The organism is Micromonospora sp. M61 (genome assembly GCF_018070245.1).
Taxonomy (GTDB): Bacteria; Actinomycetota; Actinomycetes; order Mycobacteriales; family Micromonosporaceae; genus Micromonospora; species Micromonospora zamorensis.
The window spans coordinates 43,178-61,099 of the sequence record NZ_JAGPYA010000035.1; the positions used below are offsets into that span (position 1 = coordinate 43,178).

The 17,922-nt window shown below is 70.9% G+C and carries 16 protein-coding genes; 5 read left to right on the forward strand and 11 right to left on the reverse strand.

Going from position 1 to position 17,922, the window contains the following annotated elements; genetic code table 11:
- Positions 1 to 170: 170 nt before the first annotated feature.
- A complete protein-coding gene (gene argS, locus KBX34_RS20495; protein WP_210793431.1) occupies positions 171 to 1,889 on the forward strand; it encodes an arginine--tRNA ligase in 1,719 nt (572 codons plus the stop codon).
- A 16-nt stretch (positions 1,890 to 1,905) separates the two neighbouring features.
- On the opposite strand, the gene KBX34_RS20500 is transcribed toward argS, so the two are convergent.
- The 3 genes from KBX34_RS20500 to KBX34_RS20510 all read right to left on the reverse strand — a co-directional run bounded on the left by KBX34_RS20500 (position 1,906) and on the right by KBX34_RS20510 (position 4,838).
- Entirely contained in the window at positions 1,906 to 2,247 is a 342-nt protein-coding gene (locus KBX34_RS20500; protein ID WP_088947102.1) for a helix-turn-helix transcriptional regulator, read from the reverse strand.
- 224 nt (positions 2,248 to 2,471) lie between these two features.
- The gene (locus KBX34_RS20505) at positions 2,472 to 3,665 is read right to left on the reverse strand and encodes an endo-1,4-beta-xylanase (protein WP_210793432.1); all 1,194 of its coding nucleotides are present in this window, start codon (positions 3,663 to 3,665) and stop codon (positions 2,472 to 2,474) included.
- Between the two features lie 342 nt (positions 3,666 to 4,007).
- The gene (locus KBX34_RS20510) at positions 4,008 to 4,838 is read right to left on the reverse strand and encodes a PIG-L family deacetylase (protein ID WP_210793433.1); all 831 of its coding nucleotides are present in this window, start codon (positions 4,836 to 4,838) and stop codon (positions 4,008 to 4,010) included.
- Positions 4,839 to 5,067: 229 nt separating this feature from the next.
- Here KBX34_RS20510 and KBX34_RS20515 point away from each other — a divergent pair, with 229 nt between their 5' ends.
- Positions 5,068 to 5,970: an alpha/beta hydrolase gene (locus tag KBX34_RS20515; protein ID WP_307871448.1), complete on the forward strand. Its 903-nt coding sequence runs from the start codon at positions 5,068 to 5,070 to the stop codon at positions 5,968 to 5,970.
- Between the two features lie 9 nt (positions 5,971 to 5,979).
- On the opposite strand, the gene prfH is transcribed toward KBX34_RS20515, so the two are convergent.
- Positions 5,980 to 6,615: a peptide chain release factor H gene (gene prfH / locus KBX34_RS20520; protein WP_210926346.1), complete on the reverse strand. Its 636-nt coding sequence runs from the start codon at positions 6,613 to 6,615 to the stop codon at positions 5,980 to 5,982.
- On the reverse strand, positions 6,612 to 7,799 hold the full coding sequence (locus KBX34_RS20525; RefSeq protein WP_210926348.1) for an RNA ligase RtcB family protein: 1,188 nt from the start codon (positions 7,797 to 7,799) through the stop codon (positions 6,612 to 6,614). Before KBX34_RS20525 ends, prfH begins: the two co-directional genes overlap by 4 nt.
- A 99-nt stretch (positions 7,800 to 7,898) precedes the next feature.
- On the opposite strand from KBX34_RS20525, the gene KBX34_RS20530 reads away from it, so the two are divergent.
- Positions 7,899 to 8,498: an adenylate kinase gene (locus KBX34_RS20530; RefSeq protein WP_307871449.1), complete on the forward strand. Its 600-nt coding sequence runs from the start codon at positions 7,899 to 7,901 to the stop codon at positions 8,496 to 8,498.
- 52 nt (positions 8,499 to 8,550) lie between these two features.
- Here KBX34_RS20530 and KBX34_RS20535 read toward each other — a convergent pair whose 3' ends face one another.
- The 3 genes from KBX34_RS20535 to KBX34_RS20545 form a co-directional block, all read right to left on the reverse strand.
- Positions 8,551 to 9,255 carry a hypothetical protein gene (locus tag KBX34_RS20535; protein ID WP_210926350.1) on the reverse strand — a complete coding sequence of 235 codons (705 nt, stop codon included), beginning with the start codon at positions 9,253 to 9,255 and terminating at the stop codon, positions 8,551 to 8,553.
- A 139-nt stretch (positions 9,256 to 9,394) separates the two neighbouring features.
- Positions 9,395 to 10,540 (reverse strand): ice-binding family protein, encoded by a 1,146-nt coding sequence (locus tag KBX34_RS20540; RefSeq protein ID WP_210926352.1) that lies wholly within the window; start codon positions 10,538 to 10,540, stop codon positions 9,395 to 9,397.
- 287 nt (positions 10,541 to 10,827) lie between these two features.
- The gene (locus tag KBX34_RS20545) at positions 10,828 to 11,472 is read right to left on the reverse strand and encodes a class I SAM-dependent methyltransferase (RefSeq protein WP_210926354.1); all 645 of its coding nucleotides are present in this window, start codon (positions 11,470 to 11,472) and stop codon (positions 10,828 to 10,830) included.
- 96 nt (positions 11,473 to 11,568) lie between these two features.
- Here KBX34_RS20545 and KBX34_RS20550 point away from each other — a divergent pair, with 96 nt between their 5' ends.
- A complete protein-coding gene (locus KBX34_RS20550; RefSeq protein WP_307871450.1) occupies positions 11,569 to 12,348 on the forward strand; it encodes an SDR family oxidoreductase in 780 nt (259 codons plus the stop codon).
- A 2-nt stretch (positions 12,349 to 12,350) separates the two neighbouring features.
- Here KBX34_RS20550 and KBX34_RS20555 read toward each other — a convergent pair whose 3' ends face one another.
- From KBX34_RS20555 to KBX34_RS20565, 3 genes are all read right to left on the reverse strand, one after another.
- Positions 12,351 to 14,573 carry a hypothetical protein gene (locus tag KBX34_RS20555; protein WP_210926356.1) on the reverse strand — a complete coding sequence of 741 codons (2,223 nt, stop codon included), beginning with the start codon at positions 14,571 to 14,573 and terminating at the stop codon, positions 12,351 to 12,353.
- A 113-nt stretch (positions 14,574 to 14,686) separates the two neighbouring features.
- Positions 14,687 to 15,535: a nuclear transport factor 2 family protein gene (locus KBX34_RS20560; protein ID WP_210926358.1), complete on the reverse strand. Its 849-nt coding sequence runs from the start codon at positions 15,533 to 15,535 to the stop codon at positions 14,687 to 14,689.
- 33 nt (positions 15,536 to 15,568) lie between these two features.
- Complete coding sequence (locus KBX34_RS20565; protein WP_307871451.1) at positions 15,569 to 16,570, reverse strand: sigma-70 family RNA polymerase sigma factor; 1,002 nt, start codon at positions 16,568 to 16,570, stop codon at positions 15,569 to 15,571.
- A 105-nt stretch (positions 16,571 to 16,675) separates the two neighbouring features.
- Here KBX34_RS20565 and KBX34_RS20570 point away from each other — a divergent pair, with 105 nt between their 5' ends.
- Positions 16,676 to 17,863, forward strand: a complete 1,188-nt coding sequence (locus tag KBX34_RS20570; RefSeq protein ID WP_210926359.1) for an FUSC family protein — start codon at positions 16,676 to 16,678, stop codon at positions 17,861 to 17,863.
- Positions 17,864 to 17,922: the final 59 nt, after the last annotated feature.

The following is a 17,922-nucleotide window of genomic DNA, read 5'->3' on the forward strand; positions in this document are numbered from 1 at the left end:
CCTGGTCGGTGCGCGGCGACGCCGGCGATCCGTCGCCCGCCCCCGCTGACCTGTTTCCTGCGACCGGCGGATCGAGCCGCCGGTCATCCGCTGGTCGTCCTCGGTCCGCCCGCATCTCCCCCTTCAACGACTCGCGTGACGGCGCGGGTACGAGTGAGATCGGCGTACTCATGGATCTTGAAAAGTTGTTGTCCGACCGGCTGGCACCGGCGTTCGCGGCGGTGGCCGGCGCCCCTGTCGACCCGCTCGTGCGGCGGTCTCCGCGCGCGGACTTCCAGTCCGACGCGCCGCTGGCGCTGGCCCGGCGGCTCGGCCGCCCACCGCGCGACATCGCCGCCGCGGTGCTGGAGCACGCGGTGCTCGACGACGTCTGCGTGTCGGCGGAGGTTTCCGGGCCGGGTTTCCTCAACCTCACCATCGCCGACCGGGCACTGGCCGACCTGGTCGCCGGGCTGGCAGCCGACGCCCGGCTCGGCGTGCCGCTGGCGGCAGCACCGCAGACCGTGGTGGTCGACTATTCGGCGCCGAACGTGGCGAAGGAGATGCACGTCGGGCATCTGCGCTCGACCGTCATCGGCGACGCGGCGGTGCGGCTGCTGGACTGGCTCGGGCACCGGGTGGTGCGGGTCAACCACCTGGGTGACTGGGGGACACCGTTCGGGATGCTGATCGCGCACCTCGCCGACCTCGGTGAAGCCGAAGCGGCGCACGAGTTGTCGATGGGTGACCTGGACGGCTTCTACCGGGCGGCACGGGTGAAGTTCGACGCCGACGAGGCGTTCCGGGAACGGTCGCGGCTGCGGGTGGTCGCGTTGCAGGGCGGCGACGAGCGGACGCTGCGGTTGTGGCGGCTGCTGGTGGAGCAGTCCGAGCGGTACTTCCTGACCGTGTACGACCTGCTCGACGTGACGTTGTCCGAGGACGATTTTCGGGGCGAGAGCGCCTACAACGACCTGCTTCGGGGCGTCGTCGACGACCTGGACCGGTTGGGGCTGCTGGTTTCCAGCGGCGGGGCCGACTGCGTCTTCCCACCCGGGTTCACCGGGCGGGACGGCGAAGCGTTGCCGCTGATCGTGCGTAAGAGCGACGGTGGGTACGGCTATCCGGCCACCGACCTGGCCGCGCTGCGGCAGCGCACCGGTGAGTTGGGAGCGACCCGGTTGTTGTACGTGGTCGGGTTACCGCAGCGGCAGCACTTCGCGATGGTGTTCGCCGTCGCCCAGGCGGCCGGTTGGCTGTGCCCGCCGGTCCGGGCCGAGCATCTGGGCTTCGGGTCGATCCTCGGCGCCGACGGGCGGATGCTGCGCAGCCGGACCGGCGAGTCGGTGAAGCTGGTCGGGCTGCTGGAGGAAGCGGTCGCCCGCGCCACCGACCTGGCCCGGAGCAGGAACCCGGAGCTGGACGCCGAGGCCGCCGCCGAGATCGGGCGGGCCGTCGGTATCGGCGCCGTCAAGTACGCCGACCTGTCCACCGATCGGAGGAAGGACTACGTGCTGGACTGGGAGCGGATGCTCTCCCTGGACGGCAACACCGCGCCCTACCTCCAGTACGCGTACGCCCGTATCCGGTCGGTGTTCCGGCGTGCCGGCACGGAGGCGCGGAGGGACGCCCCCATCGTGCTCGCGCAGCCGGCGGAGCGGGCGCTGACTGTCGAGTTGCTCGGCTTCGGCGCGGTGGTCACCGAGGTGGAGCGGAGCCTCGACTTCCACCAGCTCGCCGGTTACCTGCATCGGCTCGCGACCGCGTTCAACGCGTTCTACGAGCGCTGCCCGGTGTTGCGCGCGCCGGACGAGCTGCGGGAGAGTCGGCTGCTGCTGGCCGAGCTGACGGCCCGGACCCTGCGGCAGGGGCTGCACCTGCTCGGCATCCGCACCCTGGAGCGGATGTGACGGGGCAGCCGCCGGGTCAGCGGGCCTTCTTCGTGGCCCGCTTTCGAGGCGGCGTCAGCAGATCGGCGATCTGCGCGATCGCGGCGGGCACCAGGCGGTAGTACGCCCAGACCCCGCGCTTGTCCCGCTCGAGTAGGCCAGCCTCGGTGAGGATCCGCAGGTGATGACTCACTGTCGGCTGGGAGAGGTTGAGCGCCGCGGTGAGGTCGCTGACGGACGCTTCACCCTCCGGGGCGGACTGGATCAGGCTGAGCAGCCGGAGTCGCGCCGGATCGGCGAAGGCCTTCAGCACCCCCGCAAGCCGCTCGGCATCGGCCCGCTTGATCGGGTCGCCGGTGAGCGGCGAGATCGCAGGCATGGCAGTTTTCGCAGTTCCCACGCCTGCCATAGTGACACCAACACCATCAATAAGCCGGTAGAACCGGCACCAGTCCTCCGATGGCGTCCGGATGGCCGCCCGGTACGTCCGAACGTGAGTCGAACCTCGACGTCCGTGGTGACGTACGGGCCGTGTGGGGCTCCGCCGCGCCCCACACGGCCCTACGCCGGCATACGTGCCGTCGGATCAGCCGGGCCCGCGGGTCAGCGGCGGGGCCTGGGCGTGCTGCGCGGCAGGACGTACGGCGGTCCAGCGAGGATCAGGTCCGACTTCAGTTCCTGGTACGCCCGCTTGGGTTGGTAGTTCTCGTCGTAGATGGTGGCCAGGCCCTCCGGCGGGTCGTCGAACCAGTCCGGCACCCAGGAGTACCTGTCGCTGAAACCCCAGACCGTGTACGACAGGCAGCTGCGCACCGCGAGGCACGCCTTCATCAGCACGCTGAAGTTGGCGGCCGACGCCTGGAGCCGAGGGTTGATCTCCTCCGAGTTGCCGGCCTGGACACCTGCCGTCATCTGACTGCGGACGTCGACCTCGGTGAACGCGGTGGCGACGCCGAGCCCGCTGAACTTCTTCAGCGCGGCGGTCACCTGAAGGGTGTCGAAGTTGCCGTACTGCGTGCCCAGGTGGCCCTGGGAGCCGACGCCGTCGATCGGGACACCCTGTGCGCGCAGCCCCTTGGTCATGTCGTAGACGAACTGGGTCTTGTCGTCCGCCGGGTTGCCGGAGCCGAACGCCTCGATGTTGTAGTCGTTGTAGAACAGCAGGGCCTTCGGGTCGGCGGCCCGCGCCCAGCGGAACGAGTCGGCGATGTAGCCGGGCCCGAGGTTCTGCGCCCAGAAGCCCTTGTAGTGCAGGGTCGACGGGGTGTCCCACGGGTCGCTGACCGCCTCGTTGACCACGTCCCACTGCCAGATCTTGCCCTTGTAACGGTTGACGACGGTGGTGATGTGCTTGCGCAGAATCTCGCGCAGCTCCTGCTTGCTGATGGAGCCGTCGGCGACACCGGCGGTCAGCCAGGCGGGCAGTTGGTTGTGCCAGACCAGCACGTGGCCGCGCACGCTCTGCCGGTTGCGCTTGGCGAACTCGACCAGTTGGTCGGCCGCCGCCCAGTTGTAGGTGCCGCGGGTGGGCTCCAGGACCTCCCACTTCATCACGTTCTCGGCGGTGACCGAGGTGAACTCGGAGGAGGCCAGCGCGCGATACTGCGGGTCACCGGCGTCGTTGAGGGCATCCATGTTGACCGCGGTGCCGACGTGGAGGCCGTGGCGCAGACCGAGGGCGCCGAGGCTCTGCGCCGTGGGGTCGTAGGGCCGGCTCGCGGTGGCCGGCACCGTGTTCAACGCCGCGACGGTCGCGACGGCGACCACGGCGACGGTCGTCCACTGTCTCAGCTTCATGTGCCTTCCTTTCCAGACCCTTGATCGACAAGTGTCGATCAAGAAGGTGCGGGTCCGGTGTGGGCGGGTGGGGAGCGGGGTTCGGAATCGAGCGCCCTGGTCCGGGCGAGGGGCCGGTAGTTCCGGTCGGTGACCGGAAACCTGCTCGAAACGTTAAGGCCGTCTATGTCCGGGCGTCAACGCTGAAAACTTCCGGAAATTCGTCATATGACCTGCGGGGGATCGCCTGGTGTGTCGGCGAAACTTTCGGAGGCCGGTGAGCGTGCTGTTGCCACGCAACGAGGCACCGTCGACCGGGTGGCCGACGATGCCTGGTGGCGTTACGGGAGCAGACCCGCGCGGTCAGCGCAGACCGGCGAAGAGGTCGTCCTCGGGGATGGGCGCGCCGGTCCGGTCCCGGACCCGCACGAACGTCTCGACACCCATCAGCTCGGTGAACCGCTCGCGGCCCAGTTGCAGGAAGAAGATGTTCTCGGTCTGACTGGCATGGGTGGCCAGCGCGTCGAACTTCTGCCCGCCGTAGCTGCTCGTGTCGACCCAGGTGCTGATCTCGTCGTCGGGCAGACCGAGCTGCGGCATCGGCTCCGCCGCCGGGTCCGGCTCGGACCACTCCACGCCGAGCTCCTGCATGATCCGGCCGAACTGCTCGAACGCCGTACGCGGCACGGTGGTCCAGTAGACCTTCGCCGGGCTGTCGGTCATCTCGACGGCGGCCATGGTGATCCGGTGCGCCTGGATGTGGTCCGGGTGGCCGTAGAAACCGTTCTCGTCGTACGTGACGATGACGTCCGGCTGGTGCTGCCGGATCAGCTCCGCGAGCCGACCCGCGGCCTCCGCGACCGGCGTCGTCCAGAACGCGCCGGGCTGGTCGTTGGTCGGCCAGCCCATCATCCCCGAGTCGGCGTAACCGAGGGTCTCCAGGCGGCTCACCTTCAGCACCGCGCAGCTGGCCTCCAACTCGGCCTGGCGCATCGCCACGACAGCGGCCGGGTCGTGCCCCGGGTCGCCCGGCTTGACCCCGCCGGGGCCGTCGCCGCACCGCCCGTCGGTGCAGGTCACCAGCACCGTCGTGATGCCCTCCGCGGCGTAGCGGGCCAGCACGCCACCGGTGCTCGTCGCCTCGTCGTCGGGGTGGGCGTGCACCGCCATCAGGGTCAGAGGTCGCTCAGCCATGCACTCACCCTACGGTCATCCCCCGACGGCCCCACGACCTCCACCGTCGTCCGGTTCGCGTCCCGCGTTCGTGGCAGGCGTCCGGCTGACTTCGGGCCGGCATCATACCCAGCTCGGCGTCCGTGCAGCGGTCCTTGCCGCAAAGCGCCATCAGGCCCGTCACCGGCCCCTACATTCGGCAGGGCCAGCAGGTCGGAGCAGTTCGGGACGCGGGGAGAGGTCGATCGCGGTGGCCGGTGCGGGGTCGTTCGCCGAGGTGAAACAGGTCGACGCCGGGGTCCTGAACGTGGGCTACGTGGACGCCGGGCCGCCGGACGCGCCCGCGGTGATCCTCCTGCACGGCTGGCCGTACGACATCCACAGCTTCGTCGACGTCGTACCGCTGCTCACCAACGCCGGCCACCGGGTCGTCGTCCCGTACCTGCGCGGCTACGGCACCACCCGCTTCCTCTCCGACGACACCATGCGCAACGGCGAACCGGCGGCCATGGGGCTCGACCTCATCGCCCTCATGGACGCCCTGCACATCGACACCGCGAAGCTGGCCGGGTTCGACTGGGGTGCGCGTACGGCGGACGTGGTGGCCGCGCTGTGGCCCGAGCGCTGCCGGGGTCTGGTCTCGGTGAGCGGCTACCTGATCGACGGCCAGGAATCGGGCAAGGTGCCGCTGCCGCCGAAGGTGGAACTGGCCTGGTGGTACCAGTACTACTTCGCCACCGAGCGCGGCAGGGAAGGCTACGACAGGAACCGGCGCGACTTCGCCAGGCTGATCTGGCACACCGCATCCCCCCAGTGGATGTTCGACGACGCGACGTTCGACCGCAGCGCTGCGGCGCTCGACAACCCCGACCACGTCGACATCGTCATCCACAACTACCGGTGGCGACTGGCCCTCGCTGCCGGCGAGCCGCAGTACGACGAGGTGGAGAAACGCCTGGCCGCGAAGCCGAAGATCACCGTGCCCAGCATCTCCCTGGAGGGGGATGCCAACGGCGCACCGCACCTGGAGCCCAGCGTCTACGGCAAGCAGTTCTCCGGGCGCTACGAGCACCGGACCATCGGCGGCGGTGTCGGGCACAACCTGCCGCAGGAGGCCCCGCAGGCATTCGCGGGCGCGGTGCTGGAGGTCTGACCCGGCGCGTCAGCCTCGGCGGCCCGGACGCTGCGGCTCCGGACGTTCCACCCGCACGGGGTCGCCGCGTACCAGTTCGTCGTGGATGCGCCACCGCGCGGTCGTGACGGCACGCCGCGCTGTCTCGTCGCCCTGCTCGATGCGTTGCCGCACCAGTTGCAGGGCGATCCGCCGGTTGAGGCTGAATTGCCGCTCCTCGTCCACCACCACGACGATGCCCGACGGACGGTGCGTCGCCCGCACCGCCGTGCTGGCCTTGTTGCGGTGCTGACCGCCGGGCCCGCCGGTGCGACAGGCGACGATGTCGACATCGGCCTCCGAGAACGTCGTCGGCGCGGCGTCGAGGCGGGGCGTCTGAGCGGTGACGTACCAGTTCTTCCGACCGACGCTTGTCCGGTAGGGGCTGGGGGCCTGCCAGCAGAGTGTCCCGGTCCACGACCCGGCGAACGTCTCCGCGTCGGCGCCGGAGATCTCGATGAGCACCGACCGGTAGGTGCCGGCCCGGTCACCGGGCACGGCCTTGACCTGCCGGATGGTGAGACCTCGCCGGCTGCCGTCGGCGTTGAGGCGGTGCAGGAGCTGGGTCAGCGCCCAGGCGCATTCCCGCGGCCCGCGTCCGGCGGACAGCAGCAGGAGCGTGCTCACGACCCGCCTCGCCTGCCGCGGTGGCCCCGCCGGTCGGACCGCGCCGTGGAAGCGAGGTCGGGCGTCTTGTAGGTGACCAGGGGAATCGTGGTGACCACCGGCGTGGCGAGCTGGTGCTCGACGAGGTCGGCGATCACCTGCTCGATGCGCTTGTAGGCGGTGGGCGCCTCCTCGAAGAGCAGTTGACGGTCGCCGCACACCACCAGCGAGCCCACCGGTGTGCGGCGCAGCTCCTCGACCGTGTGCTTGGCGCGGCCCCGGCGCAGCGCGTCGGCGCGTGACATCTTGCGGCCGGCGCCGTGCGCCACGGAGTGGTTGGCCTCCGGCCCTGCGTGGGCGGCCACCAGGTAGGACGCCGTCCCCCGCGTCCCGGCGACGAGGACGTCGCGGCCGTCACCCGGCGCCGCACCCTTGCGATGCAGGTACACCCCGTCGCGGATCTCGACCAGGTTGTGGCACTGGTCGACGATCGGGTCGGTGGGCTCGGCCCCCAACGCGTACGCGACCCGGGCCGCCAGCACCCGGCGGTTGAGCGAACCCCAGCGCACAGCGTCGTCGTGCCGCGCCAGGTAGGCGGCGGGGTCTGGGGCGGCACCGGCGCCGTGGGCCTCCGTGTGCGCCCGCAGGATCCGCTCGCCCAGACCGCGCGAACCACTGTGTACGACCAGCACGAGATCGCCGGCGTCGAGCCCGAGCCGACTCGCGTGACCCGGGTCGAGGACGGCGCCGACACGGGCCAGCTCGACGAAGTGGTTGCCTCGGCCGACGGTCCCCAGGCCGTCGAGGTGACCGGCCGGGACGTCGCCCTGAACGACGGTCCAGGCCGGGTCGTCGGCGTCCCGCTCCGGGTCCAGGGCGCGGTCGAGGTCGGGGAACCGGGAGGCCAGCCGCTCCGGTACGGCCCGCTTGAGCTTGATGGGGAACACGGCGATGCCGCAGCCGATGTCCGATCCGACCAGGAACGGGTACAGCACCGTCGACGCCATGGCCGCACCGATGGGGGCGCCCTTGCCCGGGTGCAGGTCCGGCATCGCGGCAACGTGGACCATGCCGTCGAGGGCGGCCACCTGCTGACACTGCGCGAGCGCAGCGGACTCGATCCAACTCGCGGCCGACGCGAACACCGTGACCGAGGCGCAGGTGGGGGAGGGCGTGGAAATTCGAGGGGGGTGGTGCTCAGACAAAAGGTACTCACTTCTCGCTGAGAAGGTGGAAACGGACGACGTCACACCGCCGGGAGGCGTCACCGGGGGCGGAGCGGGGAGGGAGTCCGTCAGTACGTCATGGACGCCACTCTCGCCGAGCGCACCGGGTACGACAAACGATTTTCCTTCGCGTCGTACGCTGCCGCGATGAGCGCACCGCGTCGCATCCTGATCTACGGCGTGTACGGCTCCGGCAAGTCCACCCTCGCGGCGCGGTTGGCCGACCACCTCGGGCTGCCCTGGTATCCGGTGGACGACCTGGTCTGGCAGCCGGGCTGGGTCGAGGTGCCCGTCGCCCAGCAGCGCGGCCGGATCGAGGAGGTCTGCCGACGGGACCGCTGGATCATCGACGGGGCCTACCACGGCTGGCGGGACGTTCCGCTGGCCCGTGCCGACCTGGTGGTCGGCCTGGACTATCCACGGTGGCGCTCGTTCTGGCAGCTGCTGCGGCGCACCGTACGCCGGGTGGTGACGGGTGAGGAGATCTGCAACGGCAACCGTGAGTCGTTGGGCAGTGTGCTGTCCGGGGACTCGATCCTGCTGTGGCACGCCACCGCGTTCGGTCGGACGCGACGGCGGATGCGGGCCTGGCGGAGCGACGCTTCCGTGCCGCCCGTGGTGTTGCTGCGCTCCCCGGCGGAACTGGACGACTGGCTGGCCGAACTGCCCCGGAACTGAAGCCCCGCCGGCCCTCGACCAACGACAGCCAGCCACAGACCGTCGGCGGACCCTAGAAAACCACCGGGAGAGGTTCGACCCAGCAGGTCGCTGTGTGTGCCTCGACCAACCGCTTGGCCTCCTCGGCGTCCGCCTCCGTGAGGAAGACACCGACGTTGTGGCGGCTTCGGCGGCCGTCCTCCTCGATGCTCGCGGTGAGCAGGTGCACGGTGTGCCGTCGCGGCCTGCGTACGCCCTCGGGGAGTCCGGCCAGGAACGCCTTGGCGACCTCCTGCGGCGAGGCGATGTCGAGCTCGCCGCCGACGCCGGAGAGCGGCTTGCTCGGCCAGATGGGGTCGTATCGGCTGAAGGTGTTGAAGAGTGACGGCTCCAGGTACGACAGCGCGCCCTCGCTCCACCCGACGCCGAGAGTCACCACGTACCCGGTCACACCTTCGCTCTCAAGGATGAGCACGCGCGCGTTTTCGGGGCTGTGGTGGGAGGTGTCCCGCGCGACCCGCGCGGCCTCGTCCTCGGTGGCGCAGCGGAGGACGAGACCTCGGTAGTCGCTCTGCATCCGCATCGCCTCGACTGGGCTGAACAGCACCTCGATGGTCGTGGGCAGTCGGCCCTCGACTCCGGGCAGCTGATCCGCCCGCAAGAGCAATTGCCCGTGGGTCGCCGAGTACGACCACAGTGAGAAGTGCCGGTCGCTCCGGAAGAGTTCCACGCCCGGGCGGAAGTCCTTGTCCCTGTGCAGCCACACCCGCGACGTCATCTGATCACGATGATTCATCGCAGGATGCCCGTCAAGATCAACCATGGATGGCTGCCGGCTGGGCTGCACCGCCGGCGTCAGCGCAGAATGGAGAGTGCCTGGAGTGGTCCGGCCGGCAGTTCACCGGCCGGACCACCGATCAGGACTCCTGACGTCGACGCCGCGCGAGGAAGAACGCGAACGCGCCCAGCACGACCATCACACTTCCAACGCCCGTCATGGCCGGGACCACACTGCCGCCGGTCACCGGCAGGATGGGGCGCTTGCCACCAGGGCTGCCCGGCGCTCCGGGGCTGCCAGGCGCTCCAGGGCTGCCGGGTGCTCCAGGGCTGCCGGGTGCCCCAGGGCTGCCGGGTGCTCCAGGTGCTCCAGGGCTGCCAGGCGCTCCCGGTGCACCGGGACTGCCGGGTGCTCCTGGGCTACCGGGTGCGCCGGGGCTGCCGGGCGCGCCAGGAGAGCCGGGTGCTCCGGGGCTACCGGGTGCTCCTGGGCTGCCGGGCGGGCCGGACGGGCCGGCGGGGCCAGTTGGTCCGGGCGGACCGGTCGGTCCCGCACACACCGGTGCGCTGATGACGTTGGTGTCGAGAGTGACCGCCTCGGTTCGTGCCAGCGCGCGGCCCTGGAGGGTCGCGCCCGTGGCCATCGTGATCGCCGCCTGCGCCATGATGGTGCCGACGAAGGTCGTCCCCGTGCCGATCGTCGCCGAGCTGCCGATCTTCCAGAACACGTTGCAGGCCGAAGCGCCGTTGATCAACACGACGCTGCTGTTCGACGCCGTCGTCAATGAGGAGTCGACCTGGAAGATGAACACGGCCGACGGGTCGCCCTGCCCGTTGAGGGTCAACGGTCCGGTGAGCTGGGCTGCCCCGATCCGGTAGACCCCTTCGTTGAGCGTGTTGCCGCCGAGTTCCGCGGGCAGGTTGGTGAACGGGGTTCGACCGGCGGCGTCGTTGAAGGCGATGGTCAGGTCGCTCTGGGCCTGGAGAGCGACCGCGTCGCCGAGGTGGATCTCGCCGCCGATGGTCGCCGTTTCGAAGCCGGCCGCGGTGTTTCCTGGGAACCGCCCGAGGCTCTGCGCCAGGAAGCTGGCGCCGGTGTTGGTGGGCTCGGCCCCGGCCAGGACGGAGAAGTTCGCCGCCGTCCCGAGGTTCACCGGCGCTTCCTGCGCGCTGGCGGCAGTCGAGCTGAAGAGCAGTAGGCTCGCCGCGACTGTCGCGGCGGCTCCGGCCGCGAGCGCCGGCAACACCACCCGCCGGCGTAGGCCGAGTCTCGGTTTCACTGTCACTGAACATCCTCCGTGGGTACTACTCGCGGGAACGCGTCTCGTGAGCCGCGTCCTGCGCGCGATACGGCCGATATGGCACCGACAAGCGGCGCTGACCACCACATCACGCACACCGAGTGAATGCCCGCAAAACGGAATAATCGACCGCAGCCGTCCGTACAAAGAGGATCGGGTCTCACGTTCGCGTTCGACGGCCTCGCGTTTGCGCCCCGGCCCACTGCCACGACGACCCGTGCCGCGTCGGCCTCGCGCCGCCCGATCTCACGGCCTCCGGTCGGCCGCCTCCACTATCGGGCTGCCGGCCAGGTCGCGCGCCCGTGTACGCAGGGCGAGGACGGGCTGTTGCTGCCAGCCGGAAAATGGAACCGGCGCAACTCCTCGATCACGAATCCCGCGTCCGTGATCGCGGCGATGGTGTCCCGGCCGGTGTGGCAGCCGGCGAACAGCTTCGGCCACAGTGTCGCGTCGAGCAGCCGCTGGGTCCGGTGCAGCCTGCTGGCCTCGTCCGCTGCGACGTGCTCGAAGAACCGCAACTCGCCACCGGGGCGTAGCGTCCGGCCGATCTCGGCCAGCGCGCTCGCCTGATCGGGCACGGTGCACAACACCAACGCGACCACCGCCGCGTCAAACTCGCCGTCGCGGGCCGGCAGGCTCTCGGCCAGACCGTCGACGACAGTGATCGGAACCGGCGCGGTCGGTGCCGCGCGCTCGGCGGCGGCCCGTAGCCGGCGTTCCGGCTCGACCGCGACGACCTCGCTCACCCCCGGCGGGTAGTGGGAGAACATCCGCCCGTTGCCCGCGCCGACCTCGATCACCCGGCCGGACAGACCGGCGACCAGGTCCCGTCGGAACTCCGCCGTGCCGGCACGGTCCATGGCGACGCTGAGCCGCTCGTAGACCCGGGCGAACACCGGGTGGGACACCGAAGCCACGTCGACCTCCGGGAAGCGGGTGGAACAGTTCTCCCGCGATTGTCCTGCATCGGCGCACGCTTTCCGTCTTACTGGTTGGCAGCACGATTCGACCAGGTGCAGACAGGACGTGGTACGACCATGAAGATCGTCGTCATCGGAGGCAGCGGCCTCATCGGTTCCAAGCTCGTGGACAGCCTCGCCGGACAGGGCCACGAGGCGGTGCCGGCTTCGCCGAAGACCGGCGTGAACACACTGACCGGCGAGGGAGTCGCCGACGTGCTCACCGGCGCCGAGGTCGTCGTGGACGTGTCGAACTCGCCGTCGTTCGAGGAAAAGGCCGTGCTGGAGTTCTTCGAGACGTCCACCCGGACTCTCCTCGCCGCCGCGTCGGACGAAGGGGTGGGCCACTACGTCGCGCTCTCCATCGTCGGTTGTGACCGGATCCCGGACAGCGGTTACATGCGGGCGAAGGTCGCCCAGGAGAAGCTCATCGTCGCGTCCGGAACCCCGTACTCGATCGTGCACGCCACCCAGTTTTTCGAGTTCCTCCAGGGCATCATCGACGCCGGCACGGACGGTGACACCGTGCACCTCGCGCCGGTGCTCATCCAGCCGATGGCCGCGGACGACGTCGCGGCCGCGGTGGCCGAGGCCGCGGTCGCAGCGCCAACCAACGCCGTGGTCGAGGTCGCCGGCCCGGAGCAGTTCCGTCTCGACGAACTGGGCCGGTCGATGCTCGCCGCCCGGCAGGACCCTCGTTCGGTGGTGGCCGACCCCGACGCCCGCTACTTCGGCGCCAAGCTGGGCGAACGCTCCCTCGTTCCCACCGACGGCGCCCGCATCGCCGGTATGCGTCTCGACGACTGGCGTGCCCGGACGGCCGGCGGTCGCTGACGCTACGTCGGGGTGTCTGGCGGATCGGCTCGCCCGAGACGCTGCACCAACTCCCGGACCACCTCGGTGAAGTGCTGGTCGGACTCGGCCGGCCAGTGTCCCTGGATGGGTGGGGGGACGCTGTCGCTGGGCGGCGTCACCACGTCGCGAGGGTCGCGATACCGGCGATCCACGGTGGCGGCCGGGCCGCTGGCGCCGGTCGGCGCGTGCGGCCGGTGAGCCGAGAAGATCCAGCCGCCGATGGGGTCGGCGTCACTCCACAGGTTCACCCACCGCCAACCGACCCGGTGGCCGATCTCGTGCAGCGCCGCGTCGTCGACGTACGCGGGGAAGAGCCGCGCGTAGAGGCGGCGCAGCGGTGACCCGTGGGTGAGCAGAGCGACCCGACTGCCGACGTGCGGCGGCAACTGGAGCACCGTCGCGGCGAGCAGGACCGAGCCGTGGCTGTGCCCGGTGAGCAGCACCGCGTCGCCGCGCTCGACGAGGTACGTGATGCGGCGGGCCAGCTCCGGCACGGCCCGCTCGGAATAGCAGGGCGGCGCGAACGGGTGGGCGGCCCGAGGCCAGAAGGTGCCGAGGTCCCAGAGGACACCGATGTGCCGACGGAACGGCACGGTCCGGTAGGCGAAGGTGCCCCCGACGAGCAGGCCGAGGATGATCGCCGCGATCACCCAGCTGCCGAACGCGATGCCGAAGATGACCGAGTCCGCGGGCAGACCGAGGTTCCGCTCGATGACGTCGGCCGGGAACTGCCCCAGCAGGCCGACGGTGGTGGTTGCCGTGGCGAGTCCGGTGAGACAGCCGTAGAGCACGGCCAGCGGCACCAGTTTCTCGGTGAAGCGAGCCCGCGCGATCGCGTCCCGGACCTGCCGCAGTCGCGGCCCGGCCTCGGCCGGGGCGTCCGGGTAGTCGTGGGCGACGATCGCCGCCGCGGCTCGGCGCCGACTGCGCCGGGAGAGCACGATGACGAGGCCGGCGACGATCAGGGTGGCCAGCAGGGCCCGGAAAAAGCCGTAGATCGCCCAGGTGTACGCCCGAGGCGGACCGGTCGCGATGCCCTCCCCGGTCGGCACGTCGCGATCGAGGAAGTCCGCCACCCGGTAGACCAACTCCGCGGAGTAGGCCACCGCCAGGCTGATCCCGGTGGCCGCGACCACGAGGGCGCCCAGCCCGAACAGCGGGGTGGCACCGCGATTCCGGCGGCAGAGCAGCACCACGCCCAGAGCGGCCAGCAGCGCCGTCTGTGCGACGAACAACCCGGCCAGGTGCGTCTCGTAGCCGGGCAGTCCGTGCCCCTCGTGCCACTGCGGTGGACCGGTCGCCAGGTGAGCCAGGACGACGACGGTCAGGACGACGGCGGCGGTCCGCAGCGTACGGGTGACCCGGTCGAGCCGCTGGTCCCCGGCGGCCCGGTCGATCAACGGTGGCGTGCAGAGCAGCACCGCGCAGACCACCAGGACCACTCCGGTGACAACCGTCAGCGTGATCGTGATCGCCGTGGCGCCGCTCGCGGCCCGGGCCAGGAGCAGGGTGAGGTCCAGCGTCGCGAACGCGGCGGCGACGTGGATGGAGCGCAGCCGGCCCACCAGCGGCTCGGCGTCCCACTGACCGACGGTGCCGAGCCGCGACCCGGAGAACTCCCGATCAGGTGCGCGAAACGCCTCGAACGTTCGACCCGGGCGGTTGCTGATCCGCCAGATCAGGCCGATCGCGGCGGCCGGGACCAGCGCGAGCACCGCCAGTCGCAGTCCGACCGGTCGTCCGCTCAGCCAGGACAACCAGCTGCGCCCGGCCAGGCAGCGCGGCGAGGAGAGGCATTTCCAGCCGACCAGGTCCACTGCGACGCCGGCGATGGCGAGCACGTACAGCACGGTGAGTGTGAGCGCCAGCAGCCGGCACAGCGACTTGACCACCGCCTCGGAGCGAGGGTTCGCCGGGCGCATCCAGATCGCGACGTTGACCAGCATGAAGGGCAGCAGGAAGACCACTGCCAGGGTGCGGGCCACGGTCCCGGACGGCAGGTCACCCCAGCGGTACGCCTCCAGCGTCACCCCGTGCGCGCCGGTGCTGTCCTCGCACCGGGGCCGCGGCCGGTAGAAGCCACCGCTGCGGTCACCCGCGACCTGTGCCGTCTGCTGAAGGTCGAGGACCTGTGCGGCGCTCGCGCCCGAGACGCCGTGCACCCGCAGCTCCACGACATCGCGGGGGATGTTCGACCCGCTCAACCGCGCTGATCCATGCGACGACCCCCCGAGGCGCTCGGCAGCCCCGTCTACCCGATGCGGACTGCCTCAACCGCACGAGCTGACGGGAGCGGGTCGGTGACCGTTGGCGAGGCTCAGCGCTCCCGGTCGGGTGTCAGGTCCGTCCTCGCCTGCCCGGTGTCCGGGTCGAAGGGGAACGACACGTGCTGGTGGATCATCTCCCAGCCCCGACCGGCCCGCTGGAAGACGCGGGTGCCCCGCGACCAGCTCACGATCGTGGTGCCGTCCGGCTGCTGCGCGGTCATCCGGTTGAGGCCCCACGACACGGCCAGGTCGTCGCGGGCGATGACCGCCAGGTCCGGAACGGTCCAGGTGACGGTGCCGGTGCTGACGTCGAGGCCGTTGGCGCAGACCTCGCGAACCTCGTCGCGGCCGACGTACTCCAGCGGCAGTTCGTGCTCGTACGACACGACGGGCGCGGCGACGGGCTCCATGATCCCGTCGAGATCCTTCGCCTCGGTGGCCTCGTACCAGCGCTCGTGCAGTGACCGCACCTCCCGCTCGGAGGTCTCGCGGTCGTCGGCGCCGCGGTCGTCGGCGAACGAGTGGTGCTCGTGCGCCACGACCCACGAGCCGTTCTCCTTGCGCAGCCCGAGAGTCAGGCGCAGCAGGAGCTCGGGCCGCCTGGCGAGGTCCTCGGGGGTGCCGCAGCGCAGCAGCGCGTTGGCGTAGGCGACGGTGTCGCCCGCGGTGATGTCGAGGCTGGTCAGCTCGAAGACGGCCCCCGACGCCTGCCACCGGAAGAAGTCGGGCCAGGTCCGCTCGTACGCCTCGATGCCCCGGACCCCCTCATGCGGCGGGGGTACGTCGTACATGACGATGTCCGCGGAGTGGCAGGCGAGGACGCCGGGCAGGTCACCGGCATGGACAGCCTGCGCCCACCGCTCGATCAGTTCGCGGATCTGTGTCTCGTCGTCGACCATGGTGCTCCCTCGTGCGTCGGGTTGCTCTCACCTCTACAACCTGCGCGGAGCGACAAACTCATCGCCGTGTGCCGACCGGATCTGCTCAGCCAGGTTCAGGTGGGTCGGCAGACCGCACATGGGCAGTGTCTCCGGGGTCAGGAACGACACCACCTCGGCGATCCGGTCGCCGCGCAGCGCGACGACGTCCAGCGCCGCCGCCGTGAAGACCGACGCTTCCGGGTTCCAGAGGTACGTCCCGAAGGCGAGTTGCCCGTTCGCGTACGTCGGGACGAACCGCCACCGCACCGCCAACGGGCCGTCTAGCAGGAACTCTCGGATGGCGTCGCGGCCCTCGTACCACTGAGGCAGCGGCGGCATCGAGTACCGGGCGTCGTCGGTGAGCATCGCCAGGATGGCCTCGACGTCGCCGCGCTCCCACGCGGTCACGTACCGCCGTGCCAGTTCGCGCACGGTGTCGTCGCCGAGGCTGCTCAGCTCCGCCTGCTGGCTCTCGGTCGGGCGCAGCGCGTCCACGACCCGTCGGGCGCGTTGCAGGGCGCTGTTGACCGCCGGGGTGGAGGTGCCGAGCAGGTCGGCCACCTCGGCGGCGGGGTAGCCGAGCACCTCCCGCAGCAGCAGCACGGCCCGCTGTCGGCCGGGCAGGTGTTGCAGCGACGCGACGAAGGCGAGCTCCAGGTGCTCGCTGTCGATCACCCGCTGCGCCGGGTCCCGCTGTTCCGGAGGCAGGGAGCGTCGGTCCGGGTACGGCCCGAGCCAGGCCGTTTCGGCCACCGCGGCGGCGCCCGGGGTCAGGTCGGTCGGCAGCTCCCGGCGGCGACCCCGACCCTCGATCATGCTCAGGCACCGGTTGGTGGCGATCCTGTACAGCCAGGCTCGCAGAGTGCCGCGATCCTCGTAGCGGTGCTGGTTCTGCCAGGCCCGCGTCAGCGTCTCCTGCACCGCGTCCTCGGCGTCGTGGAAGGAACCGAGCATCCGGTAGCAGTGGGCCGTCAGCTCGTCGCGGTGCTCGTCGATCAGCCGAGCGAACGTCACGGTCGTGGAGCCTACCGTCGGCCCGGCCGTCGCGCGCCCGCTCGCTGGCGCCGACCGATCGGCGGGGGAGGGGATTGATCCGACCAGGGCGGGGTAGGTGCCGCCATGGTCGCTGCCGGTCGGCGCGGAGCGGACGGTGGCGTTCCGGCACGTGCCGGGGACACCGACCACGGCGGCCTGGCGAACACCGTGGCCCAGCTGTGGGACCGTGCGCTGGACACGGTGCGGGAGCGGTTCCGTCGGGTACGCGCCGTCGGCGGCCTCGCCCTGCAGGCCGGGCTGGCTGCGGCGCTGTCCTGGTTCGTGGCGCACGAGCTGCTGCACGTGTCGCAGCCGGTGTTCGCGCCGATCTCCGCCGTCTCGACCCTCGCCGCGTCCGTCGGTCAACGGCTGCGTCGCACCGTCGAGCTGATCCTCGGCGTCACCGTCGGGGTGCTGATCGGCGATCTGCTCCTCCTGGTGATCGGCACCGGCTGGTGGCAACTCTCCCTGATCGTCGTCCTGGCGATCATGGTCGCGTTGTTCCTCGCGGGCAGTGCCGCGGTGGTGATCCAGGCCGGGGCGACGGCGGTGCTCATCGCCACGCTCAGCCCGTCGATCCGCGATCTGGAGGTTCCCCGGTTCGTGGACGCGCTCGTCGGGGGAGGGGTGGCGCTGCTGGTCACCGCCGTGCTGCTGCCGCTGAACCCGCTGCGGGTGCTCAACCGGGCCGCGCGCCCGGCACTGGATCTCCTGGCCGCCCAGCTCGACGCCACCGCCGACGCGCTGGCCGAGCGTGATGCCGCTCGCGCGCGTACCGCCCGCAGCGAGCTGCGGCAGAACAAGGGCCCGCTGAAGGCGTTCGTCGAGGCGACCCAGGGCGCCCGCGAGGCCAGCACCCTGTCACCGGTGCACTGGCACCAGCGACGCGGGCCGGTGGGCCGCTACGCGCAGGCGGCGGAGCCGATCGACCGGGCGATGCGCAACAGCGGAACGTTGATCCGTCGCTCCGTGACTCTGATCGAGGACCGCGAACCGGTCCCGGAGCCGCTGCCGAGGGCGGTCGCCGATCTCGCCGAGGCCGTCCGGTTGCTCAAGCGGGAGTTCGCCGCGGGTGACGAGCCGGACCGGGCGTGCAAGCAGGCACTGTTGGCGGTCGAGACGGCCGGTCACGCCTACCGGGAGGGCGTCGGCTTCTCCGGTGCGGTGGTGGTGGCGCAGGTTCGTACGACGGTCAGCGACCTTCTGGTGGCCATAGGACTGAGCCAGGAAGACGCGAATCGCCTGGTCAGGCGCTCGTTCGGTGGCCTCTGAGCGCCTGCCGGCCGGACCGTGACGGAGCCAATGGCATCACCTTGAGCCATGGGTGTTGC